The organism is Psychrobacter sp. 1044, assembly GCF_904846525.1.
GTDB lineage: Bacteria > Pseudomonadota > Gammaproteobacteria > Pseudomonadales > Moraxellaceae > Psychrobacter.
Map to the genome: position 1 here is coordinate 103,167 of NZ_CAJHAZ010000003.1, position 24,515 is coordinate 127,681.

Here is a 24,515-nt window from a genome sequence, read left to right on the forward strand (position 1 = left end):
TGCAAGATAGCACTGACTGCCTATCACGACTTAATAACAAATATGAATATCCCAATCTAAGGAGTATATCGATGGCTGATATCAAAGCCCCCGTTTTTCCAGAATCAGTTGCCGACGGTACTATCGTTGAGTGGCATGTCACTGAAGGTCAACAAGTCAATCGTGATGACCTATTGGCTGAAATCGAAACTGATAAAGTCGTATTAGAAGTTGTGGCGCCTGATAACGGCGTTGTGACCAAAATAGTTAAGCAGGTTGATGATACCGTGTTGTCTGACGAGATCATTGGTCAATTCGAAGCTGGTGCAAGCGCCAGTGCAGATAATGCTCCTGCGGTAGATCCAGATCAACCAGCAGCGCCAGTACAAGCCAAGCAAGCAGCAGATGGTGGCGAGCCTGTCCAAGCAACAGATAAAAAAGACGAAGCGGACCATAAAGATCAAAGCCCAGCGGTTCGTAAAGCAGCGAAAGAGTCTGGCGTAGATCCTAAAGAAGTGGAAGGTAGTGGTCGCGGCGGCCGTGTGACCAAAACAGATATGGCTAACCCAACATTGAAAGCAGACAGCAGCATCAAATCTGATAGCGGCCGTCCAGTGGCTGAATCAATGGGTGAGCGTACTGAGAAACGTGTCCCAATGACACGTCTACGTAAGACAGTCGCCAATCGTCTGCTAGCAGCTTCACAAGAAACGGCGATGCTAACGACGTTTAACGAAGTGAACATGAAGCCATTAATGGACATGCGCGCTAAATATAAAGACCAGTTCGAAAAACGTCATGGCGTACGTTTAGGCTTTATGTCATTGTTCGTGAAAGCGGCAACCGAAGCACTTAAGCGCTTCCCAGCAGTAAACGCGTCACTAGACGGTGATGACATTGTTTATCATGGTTTCTACGATATCGGTGTTGCTGTATCATCTGACCGTGGTTTGGTTGTTCCAGTACTACGTGATACCGATCGCATGAGCATGGCGGACGTCGAAAGCCGTATTCGTGAGCTTGGTGGCTTGGCTCAAAAAGGTAAACTTGGTCTAGATGACATGACTGGTGGTACTTTCACTATCTCGAATGGCGGTGTATTTGGCTCATTAATGTCAACACCTATTTTGAACCCACCACAAACAGCTATCCTAGGTATGCATGCGATCAACGACCGCCCAATGGCTGTTGATGGTAAAGTTGAAATTCTGCCGATGATGTATCTTGCATTGTCTTATGACCATCGTATGATTGATGGTAAAGAAGCGGTACAGTTCTTAGTCACTATCAAAGAATTGGTTGAAGATCCAGCCATGTTACTCCTAGACCTGTAAGCTTTTAAGCTTGTATTGGCAACCGCTGATACAAGCTTTTTAACTTTAGTCTAAACAGTGGTGCTCGTTGTTTATTGATAAATAAGAATGTTTCGCTGATGTGGTGTATTTACCGTAAAGTGAAAAAATTTGAACCAAAATATGGCTTATTTATTAACGAGACAATCCTCAGTTTAAACGATATTTACAATTAGAACGATAATTAGAAATAGGAACGTACTATGAAAGACAATTATGATTTAGTCGTCATCGGCGGCGGTCCTGGTGGTTATGAAGCCGCTATCCGTGCAGGTCAGTTAGGTATGAGCGTTGCTTGTATCGAAAAGCGTGTTTATAAAGGTGAGCCAGCACTTGGCGGCACTTGCTTGAACGTTGGTTGCATTCCATCAAAAGCATTACTTGATAGCTCGCATCGTTACGAAGCGACTAAGCATGACCTTGCTGAACATGGTATCAGCACCGGTGATGTCGCTATCGATATCGAGCAAATGATTGCGCGCAAAGAAGGTATCGTTAAGCAATTAACGGGCGGCGTTGCAGCATTATTAAAAGGTAATGGCGTTGACTGGCTACAAGGCTGGGGCACGTTAGAAGACGGCAAAGGCGCTGATAAAAAAGTTAAATTTACCGCCCTTGCAGATGAAGCAGAAACGACCATCACTGCTAAAAACGTGATTCTTGCGGCAGGTTCTGTGCCGATCGATATCCCAGTTGCTAAAACTGATGGCGATCGCATCGTTGACTCTACTGGCGCCCTTGATTTCACTGCTGTACCTAAACGCTTGGGCGTGATTGGTGCTGGTGTTATCGGTCTTGAGCTTGGTTCAGTATGGCGTCGTCTAGGCGCTGAAGTGGTTGTTTATGAAGCGTTGCCAAGTTTCTTAGCAGCTGCTGACAAAGATATCGCAAAAGAAGCAGGCAAAATGCTGAAGAAGCAAGGTCTTGATATCCGCGTTGATACCAAAGTAACCAATGCTGAAGTCAAAGGCGATCAAGTTGTTGTCACGAGCGAAACCAAAGGCGAGTCATCTGAAGAAAGCTTCGACAAACTGATCGTTTGTGTTGGTCGCCGTGCTTATTCTGAAAAACTGCTTGGTGATGACAGTGGCATTCAATTGACTGAACGTGGTCTTATCGACGTGAATGATCAATGTAAAACCAATCTTGATGGTGTTTATGCCATCGGTGATTTGGTTCGTGGTCCAATGCTTGCGCATAAAGCGATGGAAGAAGGCATGATGGCCGTTGAGCGCATTCATGGCGAAAAAGCCCAAGTTAATTATGACACGATTATTAACGTTATCTATACCCATCCAGAAATCGCATGGGTTGGTTTGACTGAGCAAGAAGCTGAAGCCGCTGGTTTTGAGGTCAAAACAGGTTCATTCAATCTAGCAGCAAACGGCCGTGCATTGGCTCAAAGCGAAGCAGAAGGCTCTATCAAAGTCGTGGCTGATGTTAAAACAGATCGCCTATTAGGTATGCATGCTATCTCTGCTGGTGCTGGTGATATCGTCCATCAAGGTATGATCGCGATGGAATTTGTCTCTAGTATCGAAGATTTGCAGTTGATGACTTTTGCTCATCCAACCATTTCAGAAGCCGTGCATGAAGCTGCTCTGTCTGCTGATGGCCGTGCTATTCACGCCATTCAGCGTAAAAAGCGTAAGAAATAAGTCGTTAGTTTGATCAGTACCAACTTATAACCTGATCGCGATGGGGTCGTTATGGTTTCCATCACGATCATAAGTGCGCCATATGCTTGTCGAATATGTATATACGCGCACTTGTTTTCACTTTTTATTAATTGTAAAAAATAAAGGATACAATCAATGAATTTACATGAGTATCAAGCAAAAGAGCTATTAAAAAGCTATGGTTTGCCGATTCAAGAAGGCATTATTGCCTATAACGGCGACGAAGCTGCTGCTGCTTTTGATAAAACGCCAACAGACATTGCGGTTATTAAAGCGCAAGTACATGCTGGTGGTCGCGGTAAAGCGGGTGGCGTAAAGCTGGTTAAAACTCGTGAAGAAGCCAAGCAAGTTGCTGAAGAGCTAATCGGTACCAATTTGGTTACTTTCCAAACTGACGCTGATGGCCAACCAGTTAACTTCGTATTGGTTGCAGAAGATATGTATCCAGTACAAACTGAGCTATATCTTGGTGCAGTCGTTGATCGTTCTACGCGTCGCGTAACGTTCATGGCATCAACCGAAGGCGGCGTTGATATCGAAGAAGTCGCTAACGAAACCCCAGAAAAAATCTTTAAAGTAAACGTTGATCCTTTAGTTGGTTTGATGCCTTTCCAAGCACGTGATGTGGCATTCAAACTAGGTTTAGAAGGCAAGCAAATCAATCAATTCGTTAAATTGATGACAGGCGCTTATCAAGCATTCATCGATAACGATTTTGCCTTGTTAGAAATCAACCCTCTAGCCGTTCGTGAAAATGGCGAAATCGTTTGTGTTGATGGCAAAATTGGTATTGATTCAAACGCATTGTATCGTCTGCCTAAAATCGCAGCACTACAAGACAAGTCACAAGAAAATGAGCGTGAGCTTAAAGCGGCTGAGTTTGACCTAAACTATGTTGCCCTCGAAGGTAACATCGGTTGTATGGTTAACGGTGCTGGTCTTGCTATGGCGACCATGGATATCATCAAATTGTACGGCGGCAAGCCTGCTAACTTCTTGGACGTTGGCGGCGGCGCAACTAAAGATCGCGTTGTTGAAGCATTCAAGATCATTCTTGAAGACAGCAGCGTTGAAGGTGTTCTAATCAACATCTTCGGTGGTATTGTACGTTGTGACATGATTGCAGAAGCGATTATCGCTGCTATCAAAGAAGTTGACGTAAAAGTACCTGTTGTTGTCCGTCTAGAGGGTAACAACGCTGAAAAAGGCGCGCAAATCCTAGAAGAATCTGGTCTGAAATTGATTTCTGCCCAAGGTCTATCAGATGCGGCTCAAAAAATTGTCGATGCTGTTAAAGCTTAATATATTTGAGGCATAGTCCTCTAAATATACGTGCTTAAACATAGTAGTCAACGCGTAATAGCAGCTTGTTGGTATAAATTTACCATTAATATTTAATGGATAACATATCATCAAGTGGCTATTGCAAGACAACCGAATACAAGGAATAAATAATGAGTGTATTAATCGATAAAGATACCAAAGTATTGGTACAAGGTTTCACTGGTAAAAATGGTACGTTTCACTCTGAACAAGCGATTGAATACGGTACTAAAGTTGTCGGCGGCGTAACCCCAGGTAAAGGCGGTCAAACGCATTTAGGCCTACCAGTATTCAACACGATGGCAGAAGCTATGGAAGCGACCCAAGCTGACGCTTCTGTTATCTATGTACCAGCACCATTCGTACTAGATTCTATCGTTGAAGCGGTAGATGCTGGTGTTAAATTGATTATCGTTATTACTGAAGGCGTGCCTACTTTAGACATGCTAAAAGCAAAACGTTATATCGAAGAAGCTGAAGGCGTACGCATGATTGGTCCTAACTGCCCAGGTGTTATCACGCCAGGTCAGTGCAAAATTGGTATCATGCCAGGTCATATCCATTTGCCAGGTAAAGTGGGTATCATCTCACGCTCTGGTACATTGACTTATGAAGCGGTTGCTCAGACCACTAAGCTTGGTTTTGGTCAGTCAACTTGTATCGGTATCGGTGGTGATCCTATCCCTGGTATGAACCAAATTGATGCGTTGAAACTGTTCCAAGAAGATCCACAAACTGAAGCGATCATCTTAATCGGTGAGATCGGTGGTACTGCTGAAGAAGAAGCAGCCGCTTATATCAAAGACCATGTGACTAAACCAGTGGTTGGTTATATCGCTGGTGTTACCGCTCCAGAAGGTAAGCGTATGGGTCATGCTGGCGCTATCATCTCAGGCGGTCAAGGTACTGCTGAAGAGAAATTCAAAGCGTTTGAAGATGCTGGTATCGCGTATACACGTGACCCATCTAAGCTTGGCGAGAAATTGAAAGAAGTTACTGGTTGGTAAGATAGGCATAAGTCTACAGTTTAACTACCAAAACTGCATTGAAATATCGAGAAGACACCCCTACAATGGGGTGTCTTTTTTTGTCTCGAAAATAAATTTATGAAAAATAAGATACTAGTTACGGGCGGTGCGGGTTATATTGGCACACACACCTGTATCGCACTGCATGAAGCTGGGTATGAGATTGTGGTTTATGATAATTTATCTAATAGTAGCCGTGAAGCCATCAATCGTGTCTCTACTCTCATTGGTCAGCCGATTGAGTTTATCGAAGGCGATATTCGTGATGCTGAGTCACTTAAACAAGTGTTTCTATCTCATCATTTCTTCGGCGTGATTCACTTTGCAGGTCTAAAAGCGGTTGGTGAATCCGTTGCCAAGCCGCTGATGTATTATAACAATAATGTCAGTGGCACCATTACTTTACTAGAGATTATGGCTAAATTTAATGTCAAAAACCTAGTGTTTTCTTCATCTGCCACTGTCTATGGTGATCCCGAATCGCTGCCTATTGACGAGAATTCACCGCGTTCTTGTACAAACCCTTATGGACAAAGTAAACTGACGGTCGAGCATATCTTAGAAGATCTCGCTGTATCCGACGACAGTTGGAACCTGATACCTCTTAGATACTTTAATCCAGTAGGGGCGCATCCATCAGGGCAGATTGGCGAAGACCCTAATGATATCCCAAATAATTTGATGCCTTATATCTCGCAAGTCGCTGTTGGTAAGCTTGCTAAACTTAATATTTTTGGTAATGACTATCAAACTATTGATGGTACTGGCGTGCGTGATTTTATCCATGTTACTGATTTGGCGCAAGGTCATGTCGCTGCGTTAAATTATTTAGAGCGACAAGTGGCACCAGTAGGATTTTTACCGATTAATTTAGGCACTGGTAAAGGTACTTCTGTATTAGAGTTAGTAACGGCATTTTCTAAAGTTTCTGGACAACCAATTCCTTATCAATTCGCAGACCGCCGCGCAGGTGACATTGCCAGTTGCTATGCCAGTGCTGATAAAGCGAAAAACCTGTTAGAGTGGCAAGCAAAATTATCAATTACTGAGATGTGCCAAGATAGCTGGCGTTGGCAAAGTATGAATCCGAATGGCTATACTGTTAAAGACATTTAAGCTAAACTTGCAAAGCTTAATAAATAAAATATAGTTTTTATTGTATTCTATCATTGATGGCTTAAGTTATTTGACTTTTAAAATGAATGATTAATTAAAGAGAGAGTTTCGTGGAAAATATCTTTATCTATGCGGGAAGTAGGTCTGCTAAACTTGCAGATTATATATTAATAAAAAATCCTAAATGGTTTCCAAATCAGGTTAAATATAATATTGCTATAGGTAGGGCGATAAAGACTAACTGGGGGAGAAAGAGTATCAATCTTCTAGCTAAACAAATTGAAGAAAAAGGAGATCAGAATACTGATATAAATAGAGAACTAGGGAAGATTTTAAAAAAATATGATACTGGTATTAATTTACTAGACAGCAAACTAGATATTGTTGATAACAACTCAGTCATTAGTTTGTTCAAGATTCCAGAAATCATAAAGTCAAATAAAGTGTTTAATAGGCTTCAAGAAGGAAAAATGGATTTTTATCAAATATCTTCCATTTTTAGCAGTGAGAATATAGAGGTAACAGATGAGTTTTTGGATGCGTGGCTAAGTAAATGTACGAAGGAAAATAAAGCATATTTGATAAATGTTATTATTTATTTAGAAGAGGCTGTAAAATATAGCGACGCAAACTATTTGCTCTTAAGATTGTCTCAAGCTTATACCTTGAATATGAAATTAGGTCAGTCAAGGGACAGTTATTTCAAGTATGCATTGTTTTATAAGACAACTCCTTCTATAAATTATGTAATAGGAAATAACAATAAATTATTTATTAATAAGCTTTTTCAAAGAAGTGATAACCTCGTAGCGCATCCATTATTAGATAATAAGGTGGCTGCCAGATTTTTTGATAATCATTCTGAATTTATTGATAGTTATTATACTGATACTTGGAAAGAAGCTCTGAGTATAGATCATGAATTAAGAAAAGTTTTCAAAGAAAATACGGAAATAAAAGAATTTAGTTTGAATAAAAAAATACTTTTTGTTACAGATTCTAACTGGAATTTTTTAACTACGTTGATTTCAGAGGTTGAACTCTTACATCATAATATTGACGTTTACGATTATTCTTCTTTTTCAAAAATTATGAAAAAGCAAGATAAAAATATTTATTCTAAAGTTTTATATTCTCCCCTATCTACTACCATGGAAGAGCACGAAATAAACAGGGATAACTTCAAGAAATTAGACCCAGTTTTTTTTGAAAAACTAGAAAATGCTGATATTGTCTTTTGTGAATGGGGTAATGAGACAGCTGTATTCCTATCTAAGTTTGCACCTCCAAACGCAAAGATAGTTGTTAGAGTGCATAGTTATGAAGTGTTCACTTTTTGGCATTTGTTTATAAATCTAGGTGGAGTTGATGGTTTTATTTTTGTTGCCCCTCATATTAAAGATATTTTTCTAAAAAATGCATCTTCTATTCATTATAATCGTGAAATGAGTAATTATATTGAAGTATTTCCTAACGTCAAAGATTATTCATCTATTACAATAGATAAAAATGAAGGAGCTGATTTTACTTTAGGTCTTGCCGGTTTTAATAAAATCAATAAGGGTCTAATTAAAGCATTAGAGATATTTCAAAAGCTATATGCCGAAGATAATAGATGGAGGCTAAGGTTAGCAGGAGATCATTTTGTAACTAACTCATTGGATTATGGATATTGGAAGAATATATGTGAACCTTATATCTTGAATAATAACTTGCAAGAGGTAATTATATTCGATGGTTATCAAAATATCCCTAACTGGCTAAAAGGTATTGGCTTTATACTATCTGTAAGTAATAGGGAGGGTACGCACGAAGCTTTGGTAGAAGGTGTATCGTCAGGATCTATTCCTTTAGTGGTAGATTGGGAAATGGTTAAAAATTTTGGAGGTGTAAGTAAATTATACCCATTCCTTAAAGATTATATATTTGAAGATATAAGAGGTTCGGATTTAATAGATACTAAAAATTTACATCGTCATTATAGCGTAGAGAGAATAAAGCTAAGTCAAAAAATGCAATCAATGCATAATCCTAAAAAAATATCTAAAGATATTTATGAATTCATGGGAAACGTTTATGAAGCCTAAAATATTTACCTTATTAGGTAATAATACAACGTTAAATACTACTGGTGGGGATAAAATTAATGAAATAAGATTTTATACAGCACTTAGTAAGCATTTTGAAGTTTACTATAATGGGCAATTATTTGACCCTTATGCAATAGATTACGGAATTAAAGATCTTCCAATCCAAATACCGGAAGATAACTATGATGTTTACTATGTTAGAGCAAATAATAGAATTCTTTATAATTGCCCAAGACCCAAAGTTGCTATGGGTATACCTTATAGCAGTTGGTTATATCATCATGTAGATGCAGTTATAACCACGACGGAAAGTTGGAAGCAGGCTATACTAAACTATAATAATTCTACTTACTATAGAGAGCTAGTCGGAGACTGGTATGGAAACAGTGAAAAAATAATTGTTCCAAAAAAAGTTATAAATATACGTCAAACTATTGATTCTAATTTCATGGAAAAAATTGATGCAAATACCCTGATGAGAAATAGAATATCATTCGGCCTGAAGCCAACATTTGGTTTTTTCGGTAGCTTGGCAATGCAAATATTCCCAAATTTGGCTATCAAAGCTTTGCAAAGAATGATTAATAATGGTTATGACATTAATATTATAGCAGCAGGTAAGAAATATTCAAATACGATAGTTCCTAACAAAGTTAAATACTTAGGATATCTACCCTATGAAAGCATACCTGATTATATACAAACTTGTACATGTCTTATCGCCAATGAAGGTGTTGAAACTGAGTATCTTGGCTCTGGAAAGGTCTTAGACGCGATCGCTGCTGGTATTCCAATTTTGTCTTATAGAAGTGCAGTTAGAGAAGAACAGTTAGGGAAAGATTATTTAGGGTTTTATAGCTCAGAAGAAGAAGCTTATTTTATTGCTAAATTTATATTAGAAAATTCTTTTTTTAGAAAAAAAATAGTAGATCAACTCAAGCTTCGATATGAAATGTTTTCAACCGAAAGTCAGGGAGATTATCTTTATAAGCAGTTTTCCGACTTAATTATATAATTTTGGAATTCTCAACCTACATAATTTAACAGTAATAAATAGTTTATCAATTTTTTATAAATAAATTTATATCATGTTTTATTAACTAATTTTTTTACAGGCGATTTTTTATGAAAAGAAAATTTGCAATGATTGGTGCCGCAGGCTACATAGCACCACGTCACATGAAAGCGATCAAAGAGCTTGGGGGCACTCTAATTGCTGCCTATGATAAGTCGGACTCAGTGGGCGTTATCGATAGTATTTCACCTGAATCTGAGTTTTTTACAGAATTCGAGCGTTTTTCTCACTATATATATCAGCTACAAAAGAATGAGGATACTAGAGTAGATTATATATCTATATGTTCTCCTAATTATTTGCATTTATCTCATATTACTCTTGCCCTGAGAATGGGTTGTGATGTTATATGTGAGAAACCTTTAGTATTGAGTGTAGATGATTTAAAAGAGATACAATTGGTAGAAAATGAGACTGGGAAACGTCTCTATAATATCCTTCAATTACGTTTACATGATGCTGTTATTTCTTTAAAATCTAAAATTGATCAAGAACTTTTGGAAAATCCTGAGAAACGGTATGATTGTGACATTCAATATATTACCTCTCGCGGAAAATGGTATCAAGAGAGCTGGAAAGGGGACATAAATAAATCGGGCGGTATAGCGACAAATATAGGTGTACATTTCTTTGATCTTCTCTACCACTTATTTGGTGAGCCAATTATTAATGATAATGATTTTCAAGGTTCGCATTCTTCAAAAGGTAAGTTGAAATTTAAAAATGCGAATGTAAACTGGTTTCTATCGGTCAATTCAGATGATTTGCCTGAAGAAGTTAAAGGTAAGCAGCCAACTTTCCGTGCAATAAAAATTGGTGATGAGTTAGTAGAGTTCTCCAAAGGTTTCACTGATTTACATACAATAAGTTATAAAGAAATACTTGAAGGAAGAGGTTTTGGTGCACAAGAAGCCGTTTGTTGTATTGAAATGACAGAATCAATTAGAAATCAGTCAATGGTTTCTTAAATAAGCTATAGGCATACTTATGAGCAATAAAATTCATCCCTCTGCTGTTATTAATGAAAACGTTATCTTAGGTGATAATGTATATATAGGCCCAAACTGTACTATCGGTTTCCCCGCTGAGTACAAAGAAGGGTTCGGTAAAAGTGTAGGTTATACTGTTAAGGTTGAAGATAATGTTGTTCTTACTGGTAATGTTACTATAGATGCAGGCTCTCGTAGAGATACTGTAATTGGGGAGGGCAGCTTTTTAATGAAAGCTGCTTATATAGCTCATGACGTAGTAATTGGCAAACGGTCTATAATCTCTGCGCATACTTGCTTAGGTGGGCACGTAGAAGTCGGAGACTTCGTTAATATAGGGATGGGTGCTATTGTACACCCTCGGCAGCGGATTGGTTCTCATGCCATGATTGGTATGGGAACGGTAGTAACGAAGAAGGCCAGAATCTTACCAGGCCGTATTTATGCAGGGAACCCATCTAAAGAAATAGGTATAAATAAGATAGGTTTAGAGCGAAATGAAATTAATGATTTAAAGCTTAGACAGCTAATTGATGACTTCGAGAGTAATAATGGAAATTAACTTTATAGATTTAGAGCGCCAACAGCAAAAAATTGAAAAAGAGGTCAATGAAGCTATATCTCGGGTATTGAGAGCTGGCCAATATATTATGGGTCAAGAATGCTTGGATTTAGAGCAGCAATTATCTGAATATACAGGTAGGAAATACTGTCTCTTATGTGCCAATGGCACGGATGCCATTCGTTTAGCTTTGATAGCGCTTAAAATTAAGAAAGGTGATTTAGTACTTACCACGGACTTCACATTTTTTGCAACTTCTGAGGTTATTGCAGAATTGGGTGCTATTCCTATATTTGTAGATATTGATGATACATACAATATTTGCCCTCTAGATTTAGAGAAAAAAATATTAACATTAAAGAATAGTAATAAAAATTTAGCTGGTATTCTGAGTGTTGATCTTTTTGGACTTCCTGCCAATCATAATGAAATTGATCGTTTGGCGAAAGAGCATGGATTATGGCATGTTGAAGATGCCGCTCAAGGTTTCGGAGGTAAGATAGATAATAATAGGGCGTGTAGTTTTGGAGACATAAGTACTACTAGCTTCTTCCCGGCGAAACCTTTAGGTTGTTACGGTGATGGAGGCGCTATATTTACCGATAATATAGATGTGGCAGAGCATATCAAGTCATTGCGAGTACATGGCAAAGGATCACACAAATACGAAAATGTTAATATTGGGTATAATAGTAGACTTGATACTATCCAAGCTGCCATTTTGCTCGAAAAGCTCAAGATATTTGATAAAGAAGTAGTTAAGAAGAATGAAATAGCAGCCATGTATACTTCTGCTTTAGAAGATGTTAAAGGCGTTATAGTGCCCAAGATTCCACCAGGCTATACTAGTAGTTGGGCGCAATACACTTTGAGAGTAGATAAAAGAGAAGAATTAATGGCTTACCTTAAGAGTCAGGGTATTCCAACTACAGTATATTATCCTAAAACAATGAGTCAGACTAAAGCTCTAGCCTCATTCTTGAAGTATCAAATTGGTGAATTGAAAAATTCTAAAAATTTTGCTAGTTCAGTACTCAGTCTTCCGATGCACGCTTATTTAACAGACGAAGAAGTTGGCTATATCTATAGTAAGATATCAAATTTTTATAATTGATAATGACCAAACGGTAGACAGTTTTCCTGAAAAGAAATTCGTAATGGATATTTTTTCTCGAGCTTTCTGTGCTAATTTTTACTATTCCATAGATTTCTAGAAGTGCTGCAGGTTGTATATTAATGCTGATTGAAAAAATAAATCTTCATGAGATTGCTCATCTCACTACAGAAAGGCCTGAAGCTCCTATAGTTGAAGATTTTTTTAACTATTTTTCCAATTTTAATTTAGAGCGTGTATTAATTGTCACAGATGAAGATGTAAGAACTGATATACGGGTTTTGAATCAACTAGCAGCCCTACAACGAACAACTAAAAACATAACTATTTTAAAAGTAAAGCCAGATAATAATTATACAGATAGTCAAAAAAAGGATATGTTGAAAGCGTTACATTTGAAAACCTTGAAAAATATTATATATTTACCATGGTTTTTTATATTAGTTGTTATACATCATCCATTCTTAGCGTTTAGAAATAAAGCAAAGCAGGGAATATATAACGATCATAGTTATTCTCTAACACAGAAAATTGATACTTCTAGTTATACTTGTGTGATTTGCAATAATTTAATATCGACAAGTAGTGTTGACTCCCATAGTGAAGTTGATTATATATACGATATCCATGAACTTGAGGTCTTTAGAAATCGAAACAAAGCTTCGATTCAGAGGTCTTTCTATATCTATCTTAAAGAGATGGAAGAGCTGCGTAAGCGGGAAAATATCATTACGATAAGTAAGTATATTGCTGACACTCTTTCTACTATGTATAATTTCAGAAGATCAAAAATAAAAGTTATTTATAATAAGAATTTTTTTAATACAAATATTTCCTTTGATTCCGAAAGTAAGAAAGATAAATATTTATTGATATACATAGGTAATGTATCAATAGACCGTGGATTAGACGATATTGCTAGACTGTCTTATAAATACGACATATTAATAATTGCATGTAATTACAATGAAGAAGCCATATCATATTTAGAGAACAATAGTAATCTGTATCGTCTTACGATTTTTAAAGGGATGGATTATCAATCTATATTGCTAAAAAAAATTAGGAAATATCAATATCCCTTCTTTTTAATTTTGATAAATCCCAACCATCCTAGCTATAGATATGCATTACCTAATAAATTTTTCCAAGCTCAAGCTGTCGAATGCCCTATTATAGTATATGATAAAACTTATTTAGGGAGCATTGTAAAAAAATATGGATGTGGTTTGATTTTTTCTGATATAACTCACATAGATTTTTTAAATAGTATAAGTAATATAGAATATGTGGCTATGCAACAAGCTATGAAAGTGAAAATAGCTGAAGCTATAGAAGATAAGAATCTATAGTCTAGATTTGACCTTTTACTATAGTAAGTTTGCATTTTGTGAGAAACGAGAAAGATACTGAACTTTAAAAACCATAACATTAATAAGAAAGTAAGGATAGTTTTAACTATCTTACTTTCCTACAGAGATATAACGTACTTATAAACGCCAGTCTGGATTTACTAATGCACCTTTAACATCGATAACTACTTTAGGCTTAGTGCAAAATCCATCTATTCTGTCATCTTCACCAACAAAATCTGAATGGTTAACAGCTACAATAACAGCGTCAAAACTATTCTCTTGAATATCTTCATAGTCGATATAATCAACATCTAGGCTATTCCAGTCTTCTTCAGTAACCCAAGGATCGGAATAAGTCATTCTTACCCCATATTTCTCAAGTTCAATACCAATATCTGTTACTTTGGTATTTCTGACATCTGGACAGTTTTCTTTAAAGGTAACACCTAAAAGTAAAATACGGGCATCTTTGATATTTTTCCCATATGAGATAAGCTTTTTGATGGTTTGTTCGGCAACGAATTTACTCATAGAGTTGTTGATTGCGCGAGAAGTCAAAATTAAATTGGGATTTAATCCTAAAGATGATGCTTTGTGTGCCAAGTAATAAGGATCTACGCCAATACAATGCCCACCTACTAAACCAGGCATAAGCTTGATAAAGTTCCATTTAGTAGCAGCAGCTTCTATGACTTCATGAGTGTCGATACCAACTTCGTTGAAAATAAGGGCCAATTCGTTTATCAAAGCAATATTGACATCACGCTGAGTGTTTTCAATAACTTTAGATGCTTCTGCGACTTTTATAGAGGAAGCCTTGAATGTGCCAGCAGTAATTACTGAGCTATATAATTCATCCACTATGTCTGTGTAGTAAGGGTTTGAACCTGAAGTGACTTTTAATATGTTCTCTACTGTGCGCAGTTTGTCGCCTGGATTAATACGTTCTGGAGAATAACCAACACCAAAATCTATATTTAACTTTAAGTTGGATTTTTCTAGCTCAGGAATACAAACTTCTTCTGTAGCACCTGGATATACTGTTGATTCATAGATAACGATATCATCTCGCTTAATAATTTTACTTAACATCTGAGAAGCTTTGACCAATGGGGACAAATCTGGTAAGTTATTATCATCAATTGGTGTTGGTACGGTAATGATAAATACGTTTGCTGCGGTTAGGTCATTAGTGTCAGAAGTAAAAGTAAGACGAGAAGTGTTTTTGAGATATTCGCTAGTCACTTCTCTAGTTTTATCAATATTATTAGATAACTCGTTAATACGTGTTTCATTTATATCAAAGCCTATAACGTCATATTTTTTTGCAAACGCACAAGCTAGTGGTAGACCTACGTAACCTAACCCTATAATGGCGATTTTTTTGGAATTCATCGAATGACCTTTTGGTATGAATTAATTAGATAAGAGTGTTTGGCTACTTTAGTGATAATTAAGATTGTAGGCATAATAGCAGATATAAAATAGCTGAGAAAGTAACGGTGTGTTTGATTTTATATCATCAGAGCATAAGCCGTAATAAAAAGGTCGCCCTAATACGGTGACCTTTTTTCCTCTTAGTAATGCCTCAAACCCACCTAACGACGTAATCGTATATACATGATCGACGGTTTCTAAGGCATCGACCAAGTGGATAGGCTGAGTAAGGATAAGACAATCTAGTTCAATGAGGACATTGACGATAGGCGGATCATGAAGCGTCATTGGATGAGGTTTGACGATAATTTGCGCAGCAGGGTTTTCTTCAATAGCTTTATTGACCACATCAAGTAGGGTAATGCCAATACCACCACCATATTTCAACGAATCATCATGGGGCACTTGTCCTAAAACCAATATGCGCTTTTTACTTTTTTCGCCATATATAGGCACGACATCGACATACGGTTGGTGATTGTATTTGCTCACGCGATGTGAGACGTAATAATCGAGCATCTCTTGTGCTAGTGTCTCATCATAGCCATCCTGCTCAAAATCAAAATTGGCGATGAGATCAGTCAAATCATTTGGGCGAGTGGTATCGAAGTAGGGCGCTTGGCTATCCATTACGATAGATAATGGTGGCGCATCGTTCTCATCATCAGGGCCTGAACGGATAAAGCCATCTTCTAAAAAGAAGATATCTAGTTCTTGCTCGCGTATGTACTCAATAAAATAATCAGGTGCTTTATAACCCCAAATATAGATGACGGGATTCACGCGATTGATGAATGGTTTTAACCACAGCTCAAAATAGCGTTGATTGAAGTGCCGTTGTATTTGGATATGTGACGACTCTAATACCCAGTCACCGACCAAATCCTGCCATGGCAGCATACCAACGACTAACGCCAAACGCTGTTTTGGCTGACGATTATGTTTATAATAACCTAATAGTAGCGGTCGGATGTAAGCGTTAAATTTCATAATATGTTGGCTGGCTTAGATTGATAGCGTAAGGGCAGATAGTCATGATTGGGGTATTTACGTTGGCAATGTTTCGTCGTTCCCAGTATAGTTGCATTTACGAGTAAAAACGAATACCTACTTCGAAAAATAATAGCTTTAAAAATAATGGGTCGATATTATGAAAAATAAGATACTAGTTACGGGCGGTGCGGGTTATATTGGCACACACACCTGTATCGCACTGCATGAAGCTGGGTATGAGATTGTGGTTTATGATAATTTATCTAATAGTAGCCGTGAAGCCATCAATCGTGTCTCTACTCTCATTGGTCAGCCGATTGAGTTTATCGAAGGCGATATTCGTGATGCTGAGTCACTTAAACAAGTGTTTCTATCTCATCATTTCTTCGGCGTGATTCACTTTGCAGGTCTAAAAGCGGTTGGTGAATCCGTTGCCAAGCCGCTGATGTATTATAACAATAATGTCAGTGGCACCATTACTTTACTAGAGATTATGGCTAAATTTAATGTCAAAAACCTAGTGTTTTCTTCATCTGCCACTGTCTATGGTGATCCCGAATCGCTGCCTATTGACGAGAATTCACCGCGTTCTTGTACAAACCCTTATGGACAAAGTAAACTGACGGTCGAGCATATCTTAGAAGATCTCGCTGTATCCGACGACAGTTGGAACCTGATACCTCTTAGATACTTTAATCCAGTAGGGGCGCATCCATCAGGGCAGATTGGCGAAGACCCTAATGATATCCCAAATAATTTGATGCCTTATATCTCGCAAGTCGCTGTTGGTAAGCTTGCTAAACTTAATATTTTTGGTAATGACTATCAAACTATTGATGGTACTGGCGTGCGTGATTTTATCCATGTTACTGATTTGGCGCAAGGTCATGTCGCTGCGTTAAATTATTTAGAGCGACAAGTGGCACCAGTAGGATTTTTACCGATTAATTTAGGCACTGGTAAAGGTACTTCTGTATTAGAGTTAGTAACGGCATTTTCTAAAGTTTCTGGACAACCAATTCCTTATCAATTCGCAGACCGCCGCGCAGGTGACATTGCCAGTTGCTATGCCAGTGCTGATAAAGCGAAAAACCTGTTAGAGTGGCAAGCAAAATTATCAATTACTGAGATGTGCCAAGATAGCTGGCGTTGGCAAAGTATGAATCCGAATGGCTATACTGTCACTTAGACTTTATAAAATATAACCTTTATCTTATTCTCCATTAATACAGTTTAAAAATTATGAAAAAAATAACTCACGCCGTCATCCCTGTTGCAGGCTTCGGTACCCGTATGTTGCCATTGTCTAAATCAGTGCCAAAAGAGCTATTGCCACTTGGTAATCGTCCTGCTATTCACTATGTGGTTGAAGAGGCGATTGCTGCTGGTATTAAGCATATTGTCTTGGTCGGTCATGCACAAAAGAGCACGATTGAAAATTATTTCGATATCAATGCTGAGCTAGATAACCAATTACGCGCAAAAGGTAAGGACGCCTTGGCTGATAGTCTGAACTGGTTACCAGATGATGTAACGGTGTCGATGATACGTCAGGGCAAAGCTTTAGGTTTGGGACACGCGGTATTGGCTGCTAGACCAATCATTGGTGCGCATGATTTTGCCGTATTATTACCCGACGTTGTGCTTGATCCTTTTACGGGCGATATGGCTACTGAGAACTTAGCCTTTATGATTGATGCTTTTGCTGAAGATAACCATTCGCAGATATTGGTGGATAACGTTGCTGATGAAGATGTGCATAAATATGGTATTGCTAAACTGCATGAAGCGTTTAGTGAGGAGAGCAGGGAAGATGATAAAGCAGACAGTAATGCCAGCTTCAAAGTCGCAGGATTTGTAGAAAAGCCCGATTTAGCCAATGCACCCTCAAAATTAGCAGTCGTTGGTCGTTATGTCTTTAGCAATCACATTTTTGACTATCTGGCCAATACCAAAGCCTCGGTCGGTGGCGAGATTCAACTGACCGATGCGATTGATGCGTTGATTAGTGAATACGGCGTGAATGTCACGACAATGCGCGGCGACAGCTATGATGCCGGTGATATGCGCTCATATATGCAAGCATTTATCTATTTTGCTCAGCAGCAACTAGCAAATGAAGAGTAATCAATGAGCGATACGAAAGATAATAACAAGTATAGTAGTGCTCGAAATTCTAAGTACTGGCAGCAATTGCAAGAATTAGCGGCACAGCCATGGTCGCTGGATAAACTATTTACGCAAGATACTGAGCGCACGAGTCGTTTTAGCACTCAAGTTGGTGCACTATATATGGACTATAGCAAGCAATGTATTGATGAACAGGTACTGGCAAGTCTTTTGCAGCTAGCAGAAAGCTGTGAATTGTCCACAAGGATTGATGCACTTATGCAAGGTGCGATGGTCAATACTAGCGAGGAGCGTGCTGCCTTGCATACAGCACTACGATTGCCAGAGTCTGCCAAACTAGACCTTGATGGACAAAATGTCGTCGCTGATGTGCATGATAGTCTGTCGCAAGTAGCACGTTTATCTGAACGTGTCCGTAGTGGTACATGGCGCGGATTTTCTGGTAAAGCTATCACGGATGTGGTCAATATCGGCGTTGGTGGCTCTGACCTTGGCCCGCTTATGGCGACGACCGCGCTAGATGAGTGGGCAGATACCGACATTGAAGTACATTTCGTCTCTAATATGGACGGCACTCAGCTTGACAATTTGCTCAAGCACCTAAATCCTGAAACGACCTTGTTTATCATCTCGTCCAAGTCATTTGGCACGGTTGACACGTTATCTAATGCTAAGACAGCATTGTCATGGCTGCTTGCCACTGCCAAGCTGCGTGCAGGTACTGAGGACAGTGTGCTACGCCGCCACTTTATCGGCATATCTGCTAATAGTGAAAAAATGAGTGCTTGGGGTATTCATCCTGAGCATCAGCTACAGCTTTGGGAGTGGGTTGGCGGTCGTTTTTCTTTATGGTCAGCGATAGGATTGGCGATTGCCATTCGTATTGGCATGGCTGGGTTTAAAGCGTTATTAGCTGGTGCGCATAGTATGGATGAGCACTTTTCTCAGGCTGATTTTGCAGAAAATTTACCAGTATTGTTGGGTTTACTTGCTGTTTGGAACAGTACCTTTTTACAAGTGAATGCTCATACCGTATTGCCCTATGATGGTCGTCTTAGCTATTTACCAAGCTACTTAACCCAGCTTGAGATGGAGAGTAATGGTAAATCGGTCACCCAACACGGTGATCATATTGATTATGATACCTGTCCAATTCTGTGGGGCGAGATTGGCTCCAATGCGCAGCATGCCTTTTATCAGTTGCTACATCAAGGCACACAGCAGGTGTCTTGTGACTTTATCGCTTGTGTGCGCCGCTATAGTGGTCAATCGCAAAACGCGCCATTACAGCAGCAGCATGAGCTGTCTTTGGCCAATTGTCTAGCACAGAGCCGAGTGCTGGCTTTTGGTAATGCCGCGCTTCAAGAGACTGAGGTTCAAGTAGCTTCTGCTGCGGATAAGTATAAATATTACCGTGGCAACCAGCCGTCAACGACATTGCTAATCGATGAGCTGACGCCGCACAGTTTGGGAGCGCTGATTGCGCTTTATGAGCATAAAGTCTATGTCATGGCCAGCATTTGGGATATTAATCCGTTTGATCAATGGGGCGTCGAGATGGGCAAGCAAATGGCAGAGTCCGTACATCAAGCCATGCAGCAAGCAGGTGAGAGTCAGTTTGACAGCTCCACTAACCAGCTGTTAAAACACATTCAACAGCTGTCTTGATCGTTTTGCTACTAAGTTAATAATCATTAAAGGTGAACGCATGAGCGCTGTTTCTATAAATGACAATACACCTAAATATACGCATGAATCTAAACCACAAAGCACTGCAAGCAAGCAAGTTTGTGTGCTTATTGGTCATAGCATTGAGGCCATTACTAGCGCCGTGGTGCTGGCAAGTCTAGGTCAGCGCGTGCATCTTTATGCAGGTATTGAGCTATTGACGCAGCAAATACAACAATACAGCTTTGAGCATCATTTGCAAGCACTGTGGCAGATGTATGAGCAGCAGCAGGTTATTATCAGTACAGCATTACCAGCTAGCGCTGACACGTTAATACAATATTATGAAACGGCAAATTTTAGCGACAGTCGTCACATTAATGAGAGCAATGAGAGCAATGAGATTAGTAAGGTTGACGACCAAAGCACCGTTGCGCTTTATTGGTTATTTTTAGACAGTATCAAGCCAGTATGGGCAGAAGCCAGCTGGATTACTGCCTTCAACCACAGCCATCAGCAATCGTTACCCGTGATTATAAGTGGCATTGAGAAACTAGGGGTTGTCTCAGCACTGGCGCAAAATTTGCAGCGCGCGTGGGTCTACTATGTGCCGTTTGTATTCTTGCAAGACGGTGATGCTTATAGCTCAATGTTGAATCCTTCACTGTGGTTGCTTGGTGAAAAAACAGCCAACAGTAGCCAGCATCTAGAAGTATTGAAGCCGTTAATGCAGCATGCGCGTGCCGCTCATCACGCTGATATCGCAACGATAGAGTTTGCCCGTAGCAGTATCATGGCGATGCTGGCGACGCGAGTGAGTTTTATGAATGAGATGTCACGCTTGGCGGACAGTCAACAGGTAGATATCAAGCAAGTCAGTCGTATCATGGGGCTAGACGCGCGGGTCGGCAGCAGTTATCTGCAAGCAGGCTGGGGCTTTGGTGGTAACACACTACCGACCGAGCTGGCTAAGTTACAGCAGTCCAGCCAAACGCACAGTTTAGAGCTGCCGCTGTTGCAGTCAGTCATGCACATCAACGAAGACCAAAAAGAGCTGATATTCCGCAAATTCTGGCAATATTTTGATGGATTTATTGACAATAAAACGGTGATGATTTGGGGCGGTAGTTATAAATCAGGGTCAGGACGTACCGCAGGCTCAGCCATACATCCATTGTTAGCGTTATTATGGTCTTATAATATTCGTACTTTGGTGTATAGCGATAAAGCACAAGATGAGATTGCCATGCTTTATCAGCAGCAATCATTACTGCAATTGATTAATAATCCTTATCAGCAGCTAAGTGCCGCACAGGCGATTTTTATCATTAGTTGGTCGCCACAAGATCAACTAGATATTGCCAAGCTTAATCAACACGCGATGCCAGTATTTGATGCACAAAATGCTCTGACTCGATTACAGATCGATAGTCTGGTAGGCGATTATATGGGTATTGGTCGGTCTAAATAGCGTTATTCAAGATTCAAGTTTTTCAGTTACTAAAAAAGCTCGTTGATAATTATCAGCGAGCTTTTTTGATTTTTAGTCGAAATCACTTATATTAAATCGTATTCGTTTACGCTGGTACAGCACCTTGGCTAGCAAGCCATTGCTGAATCTCTTGTATTTTGACTTTGAGCAAATCTTTGTTACCACGACTTTCGATATTAAGCCTGATTAGTGGCTCGGTATTCGATGCGCGCAAGTTAAAACGCCACTCTCTGAAGTTAAGACTTAAGCCATCGAGCGTCGATTTGGTCGGATTTTCGCTGCTAAATTTTTCCTCAATAGCGCTAATAATAGTTGGCGCACCATTTGTTGTGAGTCGAAAATTAAGCTCGCCTGAACTTGGATAGGCTTGAATATAGCCGCTGACCAATTCTGATAAAGTCTTACCAGTGACAGACAACAGCTCAATGGTGAGCAGCCATGGAATCATGCCGCTATCGCAATAGAAAAAGTCACGGAAATAGTGGTGGGCAGACATCTCGCCGCCATAAACCGCGCCAGAGTCACGCATGACTTGCTTAATAAATGAATGTCCAGATTTACTGATGACAGCCTTACCGTTATGTTCTTTAATCACGGCTTCAGTATTGTAAATGACCCGTGGATCGTAGACGATTGACTCATTTGGGTACTTATTCAAAAATGCTTGGGCAAGCATGCCGACGATGTAACTGCCATCAATAAATTCACCATGTTCATCGAATAAAAAGCAGCGGTCAAAGTCGCCATCAAATGCAATGCCAAGGTCTGCTTTGTTTTCCAAAACAGCTTGCTGAGTCGCCACTCGATTGGCTTCAATCATAGGGTTGGGGATGCCATTGGGGAAGCTACCATCTGGTGTATGATGCAGTTTAATCACTTCAATTGGCGCACCAGCTTGTGCAAGCTTTTCAATCAACAAGTCAACTACGGGTCCCGCACTACCATTGCCTGAGTTAATCACTAATTTAAGCGATTTGAGCTTATCGGTATCAATAAAAGTCATGACATGATTGATATAAGCGCTTTTATCAGTTAATAATTGCAACGTTCCTGATCGGTTTTTAGTGATAAATTTCCCAGACTCTGCCAATGCTTGAATCTCTGCCAAACCATCATCGCCACTGATCGGCTTTGAGTGTTCCTTAACCAATTTTAAGCCGTTATAGTTAATAGGATTATGACTGGCTGTGACCTCAATACCACCCAATGCCTGATAATAACTGGTGGCAAAATAGACCTCTTCTGTACCGCTCATGCCCAAGTCAATCACATTGACACCAGCATCTACAATACCAGCGATGGTCGCTTGTTTTAATTGCTCGCTTGAATGGCGAATGTCACTACCAATAACGATGGCAGGTTTTAGATTTACCATATCATTGTCATGAGCCTCAACCGCCGCACCATAACGCTGAAATAAAATCTGTGCAAAAGCACGACCAATACGGTAAGCAATGGCTTCGTTTAGATTTACCCCAAGCTCGCCACGAATATCATAAGCTTTAAATGAATCAATAATAATGGGATTAAATGCAGTTTCTGGCTGATAACGAATGGTCGCAGACGTAGACATAATGATAAAATTCCTTGCACGTGGGCAATGATAAAATAATAAAGCAGATAGCACGATTATAAGCCAATCAAGGTTCAATGATACACTAACTGCTAAATGAGTCGTACTCATGCCTGTCGCTCTGTTAGGCGATAAATATTCGACGCAATGATTAAAAAAAATATAAGAGCCTTTTTATGAGTATTCTAAAAAAACAAACCACATTACCTGAGCCTGTGCAAGGAACGCCTGTCGCCAGCGGTGAATTAGACGATTTATTGGCTTTGATGGCACGGCTACGTGTTGATTGTCCGTGGGATAAAAAACAAACCAATCACAGTCTTATTCCGTATGCCATCGAAGAAGCTTATGAGCTAGGCGAAGCGGTACAAAGTAATGACGATGAGGATATCAAAGGCGAGCTAGGCGATGTACTGCTGCAAGTGGTGTTTCATTGTCAGATGTATGCGGAGCAAGGTCGCTTTAATATGAGCGATGTTATCACCACTTTACAAGAAAAGCTCATTCGTCGTCATCCGCATGTATTTGAGGCTGAAACCCTTGAAGATGACACGGCGGTAAAAGCTCGTTGGGATGAGATTAAAGTGGAAGAGCAGCAAGCGCGCGAGGCACGAGGCAAACCAAAACGTCGTTTAGACAATACCAAAGCGGGCAGTGCGCTTATGCAAGCGCAAGATGTACAAAAACAGGCGTCAAAGTTAGGGTTTGACTGGGAGGGCGTTAGCGGTGCTTTTGATAAGCTAGATGAAGAGATTGCCGAGTTAAAGGCTGAATTGATAGATAAATCAAAAGATGCTGCTGAATATAACACAAGCAAAGCCAATATTAGCGATATTGAAAAAGAGCTGGGTGATTGTATGTTTGCGCTCGTCAATGTGGCGCGTAAACTCAATCTTGATGCAGAAGCAGCCACCTTAACGTGTGTGCATAAATTCAAATCACGTTTTGGTTATATTGAAGCGCAGTTAGCCGCGGCTGGTAAGCGTTTAGAGGATAGTGATATTAACGAGATGGATGCACTATGGGAAGCGGCGAAACAATATGAACGATCGTCATGAACGCTTATCATACGGCCTCGTTTGCTAGCTTAGTCAATATGGCTGTTGTCAGTTTAATATTGGCGGTTTTTATGTTGAACAGTGTTCAAGCTGCGCCTTGTTTTGATAATCCTCAAAGGGCTTATGAATATCTATTGGCGCAAGAAAGTGCCAAAATACAGGTACGTGACCAAGCCACTGTAAATATCAATCGTGCTAGTGAAGGCGAGCTCGTTTCATTAAACGGTATCGGCAGCAGCAAAGCCCAAGCGATTATTTTATATCGTGAGATGTTTGGTAATTTTAAGACAGTGGATGAGTTAGCAAAGGTCAAAGGTATTGGTGCAAAAACGGTTGAGAAAAATCGAGGACGTTTACGCGTACAAGATTAAGGGCAGTATTTTGCTTTAATTAACCCCAATATTGACAAAATAGCACGTAAGTATCAGTCATAACACACCTACTAGGCGCAAAATTTGTTAAACTAGCAGGTACATCCGCCTGATAAACGCTGTGTTCATCA

At 39.5% G+C, this 24,515-nt stretch carries 20 protein-coding genes; 17 read left to right on the forward strand and 3 right to left on the reverse strand.

Annotation, left to right across the window (positions count from 1 at the left end; translation table 11 throughout):
• The first annotated feature begins 71 nt into the window (after positions 1-71).
• The 11 genes from odhB to JMX82_RS03040 all read left to right on the forward strand — a co-directional run bounded on the left by odhB (position 72) and on the right by JMX82_RS03040 (position 13,659).
• On the forward strand, positions 72-1,313 hold the full coding sequence (gene odhB, locus JMX82_RS02990; protein WP_045443097.1) for a 2-oxoglutarate dehydrogenase complex dihydrolipoyllysine-residue succinyltransferase: 1,242 nt from the start codon (positions 72-74) through the stop codon (positions 1,311-1,313).
• 221 nt (positions 1,314-1,534) lie between these two features.
• On the forward strand, positions 1,535-2,989 hold the full coding sequence (gene lpdA, locus JMX82_RS02995) for a dihydrolipoyl dehydrogenase (protein WP_201539418.1): 1,455 nt from the start codon (positions 1,535-1,537) through the stop codon (positions 2,987-2,989).
• Positions 2,990-3,145: 156 nt separating this feature from the next.
• The gene (sucC, locus tag JMX82_RS03000) at positions 3,146-4,312 is read left to right on the forward strand and encodes an ADP-forming succinate--CoA ligase subunit beta (RefSeq protein ID WP_055123662.1); all 1,167 of its coding nucleotides are present in this window, start codon (positions 3,146-3,148) and stop codon (positions 4,310-4,312) included.
• Between the two features lie 152 nt (positions 4,313-4,464).
• Positions 4,465-5,340: a succinate--CoA ligase subunit alpha gene (sucD, locus tag JMX82_RS03005; protein WP_201539419.1), complete on the forward strand. Its 876-nt coding sequence runs from the start codon at positions 4,465-4,467 to the stop codon at positions 5,338-5,340.
• Between the two features lie 99 nt (positions 5,341-5,439).
• Positions 5,440-6,477, forward strand: a complete 1,038-nt coding sequence (gene galE / locus JMX82_RS03010; RefSeq protein WP_201539420.1) for a UDP-glucose 4-epimerase GalE — start codon at positions 5,440-5,442, stop codon at positions 6,475-6,477.
• A 110-nt stretch (positions 6,478-6,587) separates the two neighbouring features.
• Entirely contained in the window at positions 6,588-8,564 is a 1,977-nt protein-coding gene (locus tag JMX82_RS03015) for a hypothetical protein (protein WP_201539421.1), read from the forward strand.
• Positions 8,554-9,582, forward strand: a complete 1,029-nt coding sequence (locus JMX82_RS03020) for a glycosyltransferase (RefSeq protein WP_201539422.1) — start codon at positions 8,554-8,556, stop codon at positions 9,580-9,582. Before JMX82_RS03015 ends, JMX82_RS03020 begins: the two co-directional genes overlap by 11 nt.
• Positions 9,583-9,692: 110 nt before the next feature.
• Entirely contained in the window at positions 9,693-10,610 is a 918-nt protein-coding gene (locus JMX82_RS03025; protein ID WP_055123658.1) for a Gfo/Idh/MocA family oxidoreductase, read from the forward strand.
• Positions 10,611-10,629: 19 nt separating this feature from the next.
• A complete protein-coding gene (locus tag JMX82_RS03030) occupies positions 10,630-11,193 on the forward strand; it encodes a DapH/DapD/GlmU-related protein (RefSeq protein WP_055123657.1) in 564 nt (187 codons plus the stop codon).
• Complete coding sequence (locus JMX82_RS03035; protein ID WP_201539423.1) at positions 11,183-12,307, forward strand: DegT/DnrJ/EryC1/StrS family aminotransferase; 1,125 nt, start codon at positions 11,183-11,185, stop codon at positions 12,305-12,307. The genes JMX82_RS03030 and JMX82_RS03035 overlap by 11 nt, the downstream gene beginning before the upstream one ends.
• Positions 12,308-12,429: 122 nt before the next feature.
• Positions 12,430-13,659: a hypothetical protein gene (locus tag JMX82_RS03040; protein ID WP_201539424.1), complete on the forward strand. Its 1,230-nt coding sequence runs from the start codon at positions 12,430-12,432 to the stop codon at positions 13,657-13,659.
• Positions 13,660-13,797: 138 nt separating this feature from the next.
• On the opposite strand, the gene JMX82_RS03045 is transcribed toward JMX82_RS03040, so the two are convergent.
• Both JMX82_RS03045 and JMX82_RS03050 read right to left on the reverse strand, forming a co-directional pair.
• Positions 13,798-15,057, reverse strand: a complete 1,260-nt coding sequence (locus JMX82_RS03045; RefSeq protein ID WP_055123655.1) for a nucleotide sugar dehydrogenase — start codon at positions 15,055-15,057, stop codon at positions 13,798-13,800.
• Positions 15,058-15,105: 48 nt separating this feature from the next.
• The gene (locus tag JMX82_RS03050) at positions 15,106-16,089 is read right to left on the reverse strand and encodes a hypothetical protein (protein ID WP_201539425.1); all 984 of its coding nucleotides are present in this window, start codon (positions 16,087-16,089) and stop codon (positions 15,106-15,108) included.
• A 160-nt stretch (positions 16,090-16,249) separates the two neighbouring features.
• Here JMX82_RS03050 and galE (JMX82_RS03055) point away from each other — a divergent pair, with 160 nt between their 5' ends.
• The 4 genes from galE (JMX82_RS03055) to JMX82_RS03070 are packed head-to-tail and all read left to right on the forward strand — an operon-like array spanning position 16,250 to position 21,361.
• Complete coding sequence (gene galE, locus JMX82_RS03055) at positions 16,250-17,281, forward strand: UDP-glucose 4-epimerase GalE (protein WP_201539426.1); 1,032 nt, start codon at positions 16,250-16,252, stop codon at positions 17,279-17,281.
• A 53-nt stretch (positions 17,282-17,334) separates the two neighbouring features.
• On the forward strand, positions 17,335-18,219 hold the full coding sequence (locus tag JMX82_RS03060) for a UTP--glucose-1-phosphate uridylyltransferase (RefSeq protein WP_201539427.1): 885 nt from the start codon (positions 17,335-17,337) through the stop codon (positions 18,217-18,219).
• Positions 18,220-18,222: 3 nt separating this feature from the next.
• On the forward strand, positions 18,223-19,890 hold the full coding sequence (gene pgi / locus JMX82_RS03065; protein ID WP_201539428.1) for a glucose-6-phosphate isomerase: 1,668 nt from the start codon (positions 18,223-18,225) through the stop codon (positions 19,888-19,890).
• A gap of 40 nt (positions 19,891-19,930) precedes the next feature.
• Positions 19,931-21,361: a UDP-glucose/GDP-mannose dehydrogenase family protein gene (locus JMX82_RS03070; RefSeq protein ID WP_201539429.1), complete on the forward strand. Its 1,431-nt coding sequence runs from the start codon at positions 19,931-19,933 to the stop codon at positions 21,359-21,361.
• 106 nt (positions 21,362-21,467) lie between these two features.
• Here JMX82_RS03070 and JMX82_RS03075 read toward each other — a convergent pair whose 3' ends face one another.
• Positions 21,468-22,955 carry a phosphomannomutase CpsG gene (locus JMX82_RS03075; RefSeq protein WP_227676271.1) on the reverse strand — a complete coding sequence of 496 codons (1,488 nt, stop codon included), beginning with the start codon at positions 22,953-22,955 and terminating at the stop codon, positions 21,468-21,470.
• Positions 22,956-23,131: 176 nt separating this feature from the next.
• Here JMX82_RS03075 and mazG point away from each other — a divergent pair, with 176 nt between their 5' ends.
• A complete protein-coding gene (gene mazG / locus JMX82_RS03080; protein WP_201539430.1) occupies positions 23,132-24,013 on the forward strand; it encodes a nucleoside triphosphate pyrophosphohydrolase in 882 nt (293 codons plus the stop codon).
• Positions 24,010-24,384: a ComEA family DNA-binding protein gene (locus tag JMX82_RS03085; protein WP_109590655.1), complete on the forward strand. Its 375-nt coding sequence runs from the start codon at positions 24,010-24,012 to the stop codon at positions 24,382-24,384. The genes mazG and JMX82_RS03085 overlap by 4 nt, the downstream gene beginning before the upstream one ends.
• Positions 24,385-24,515: the final 131 nt, after the last annotated feature.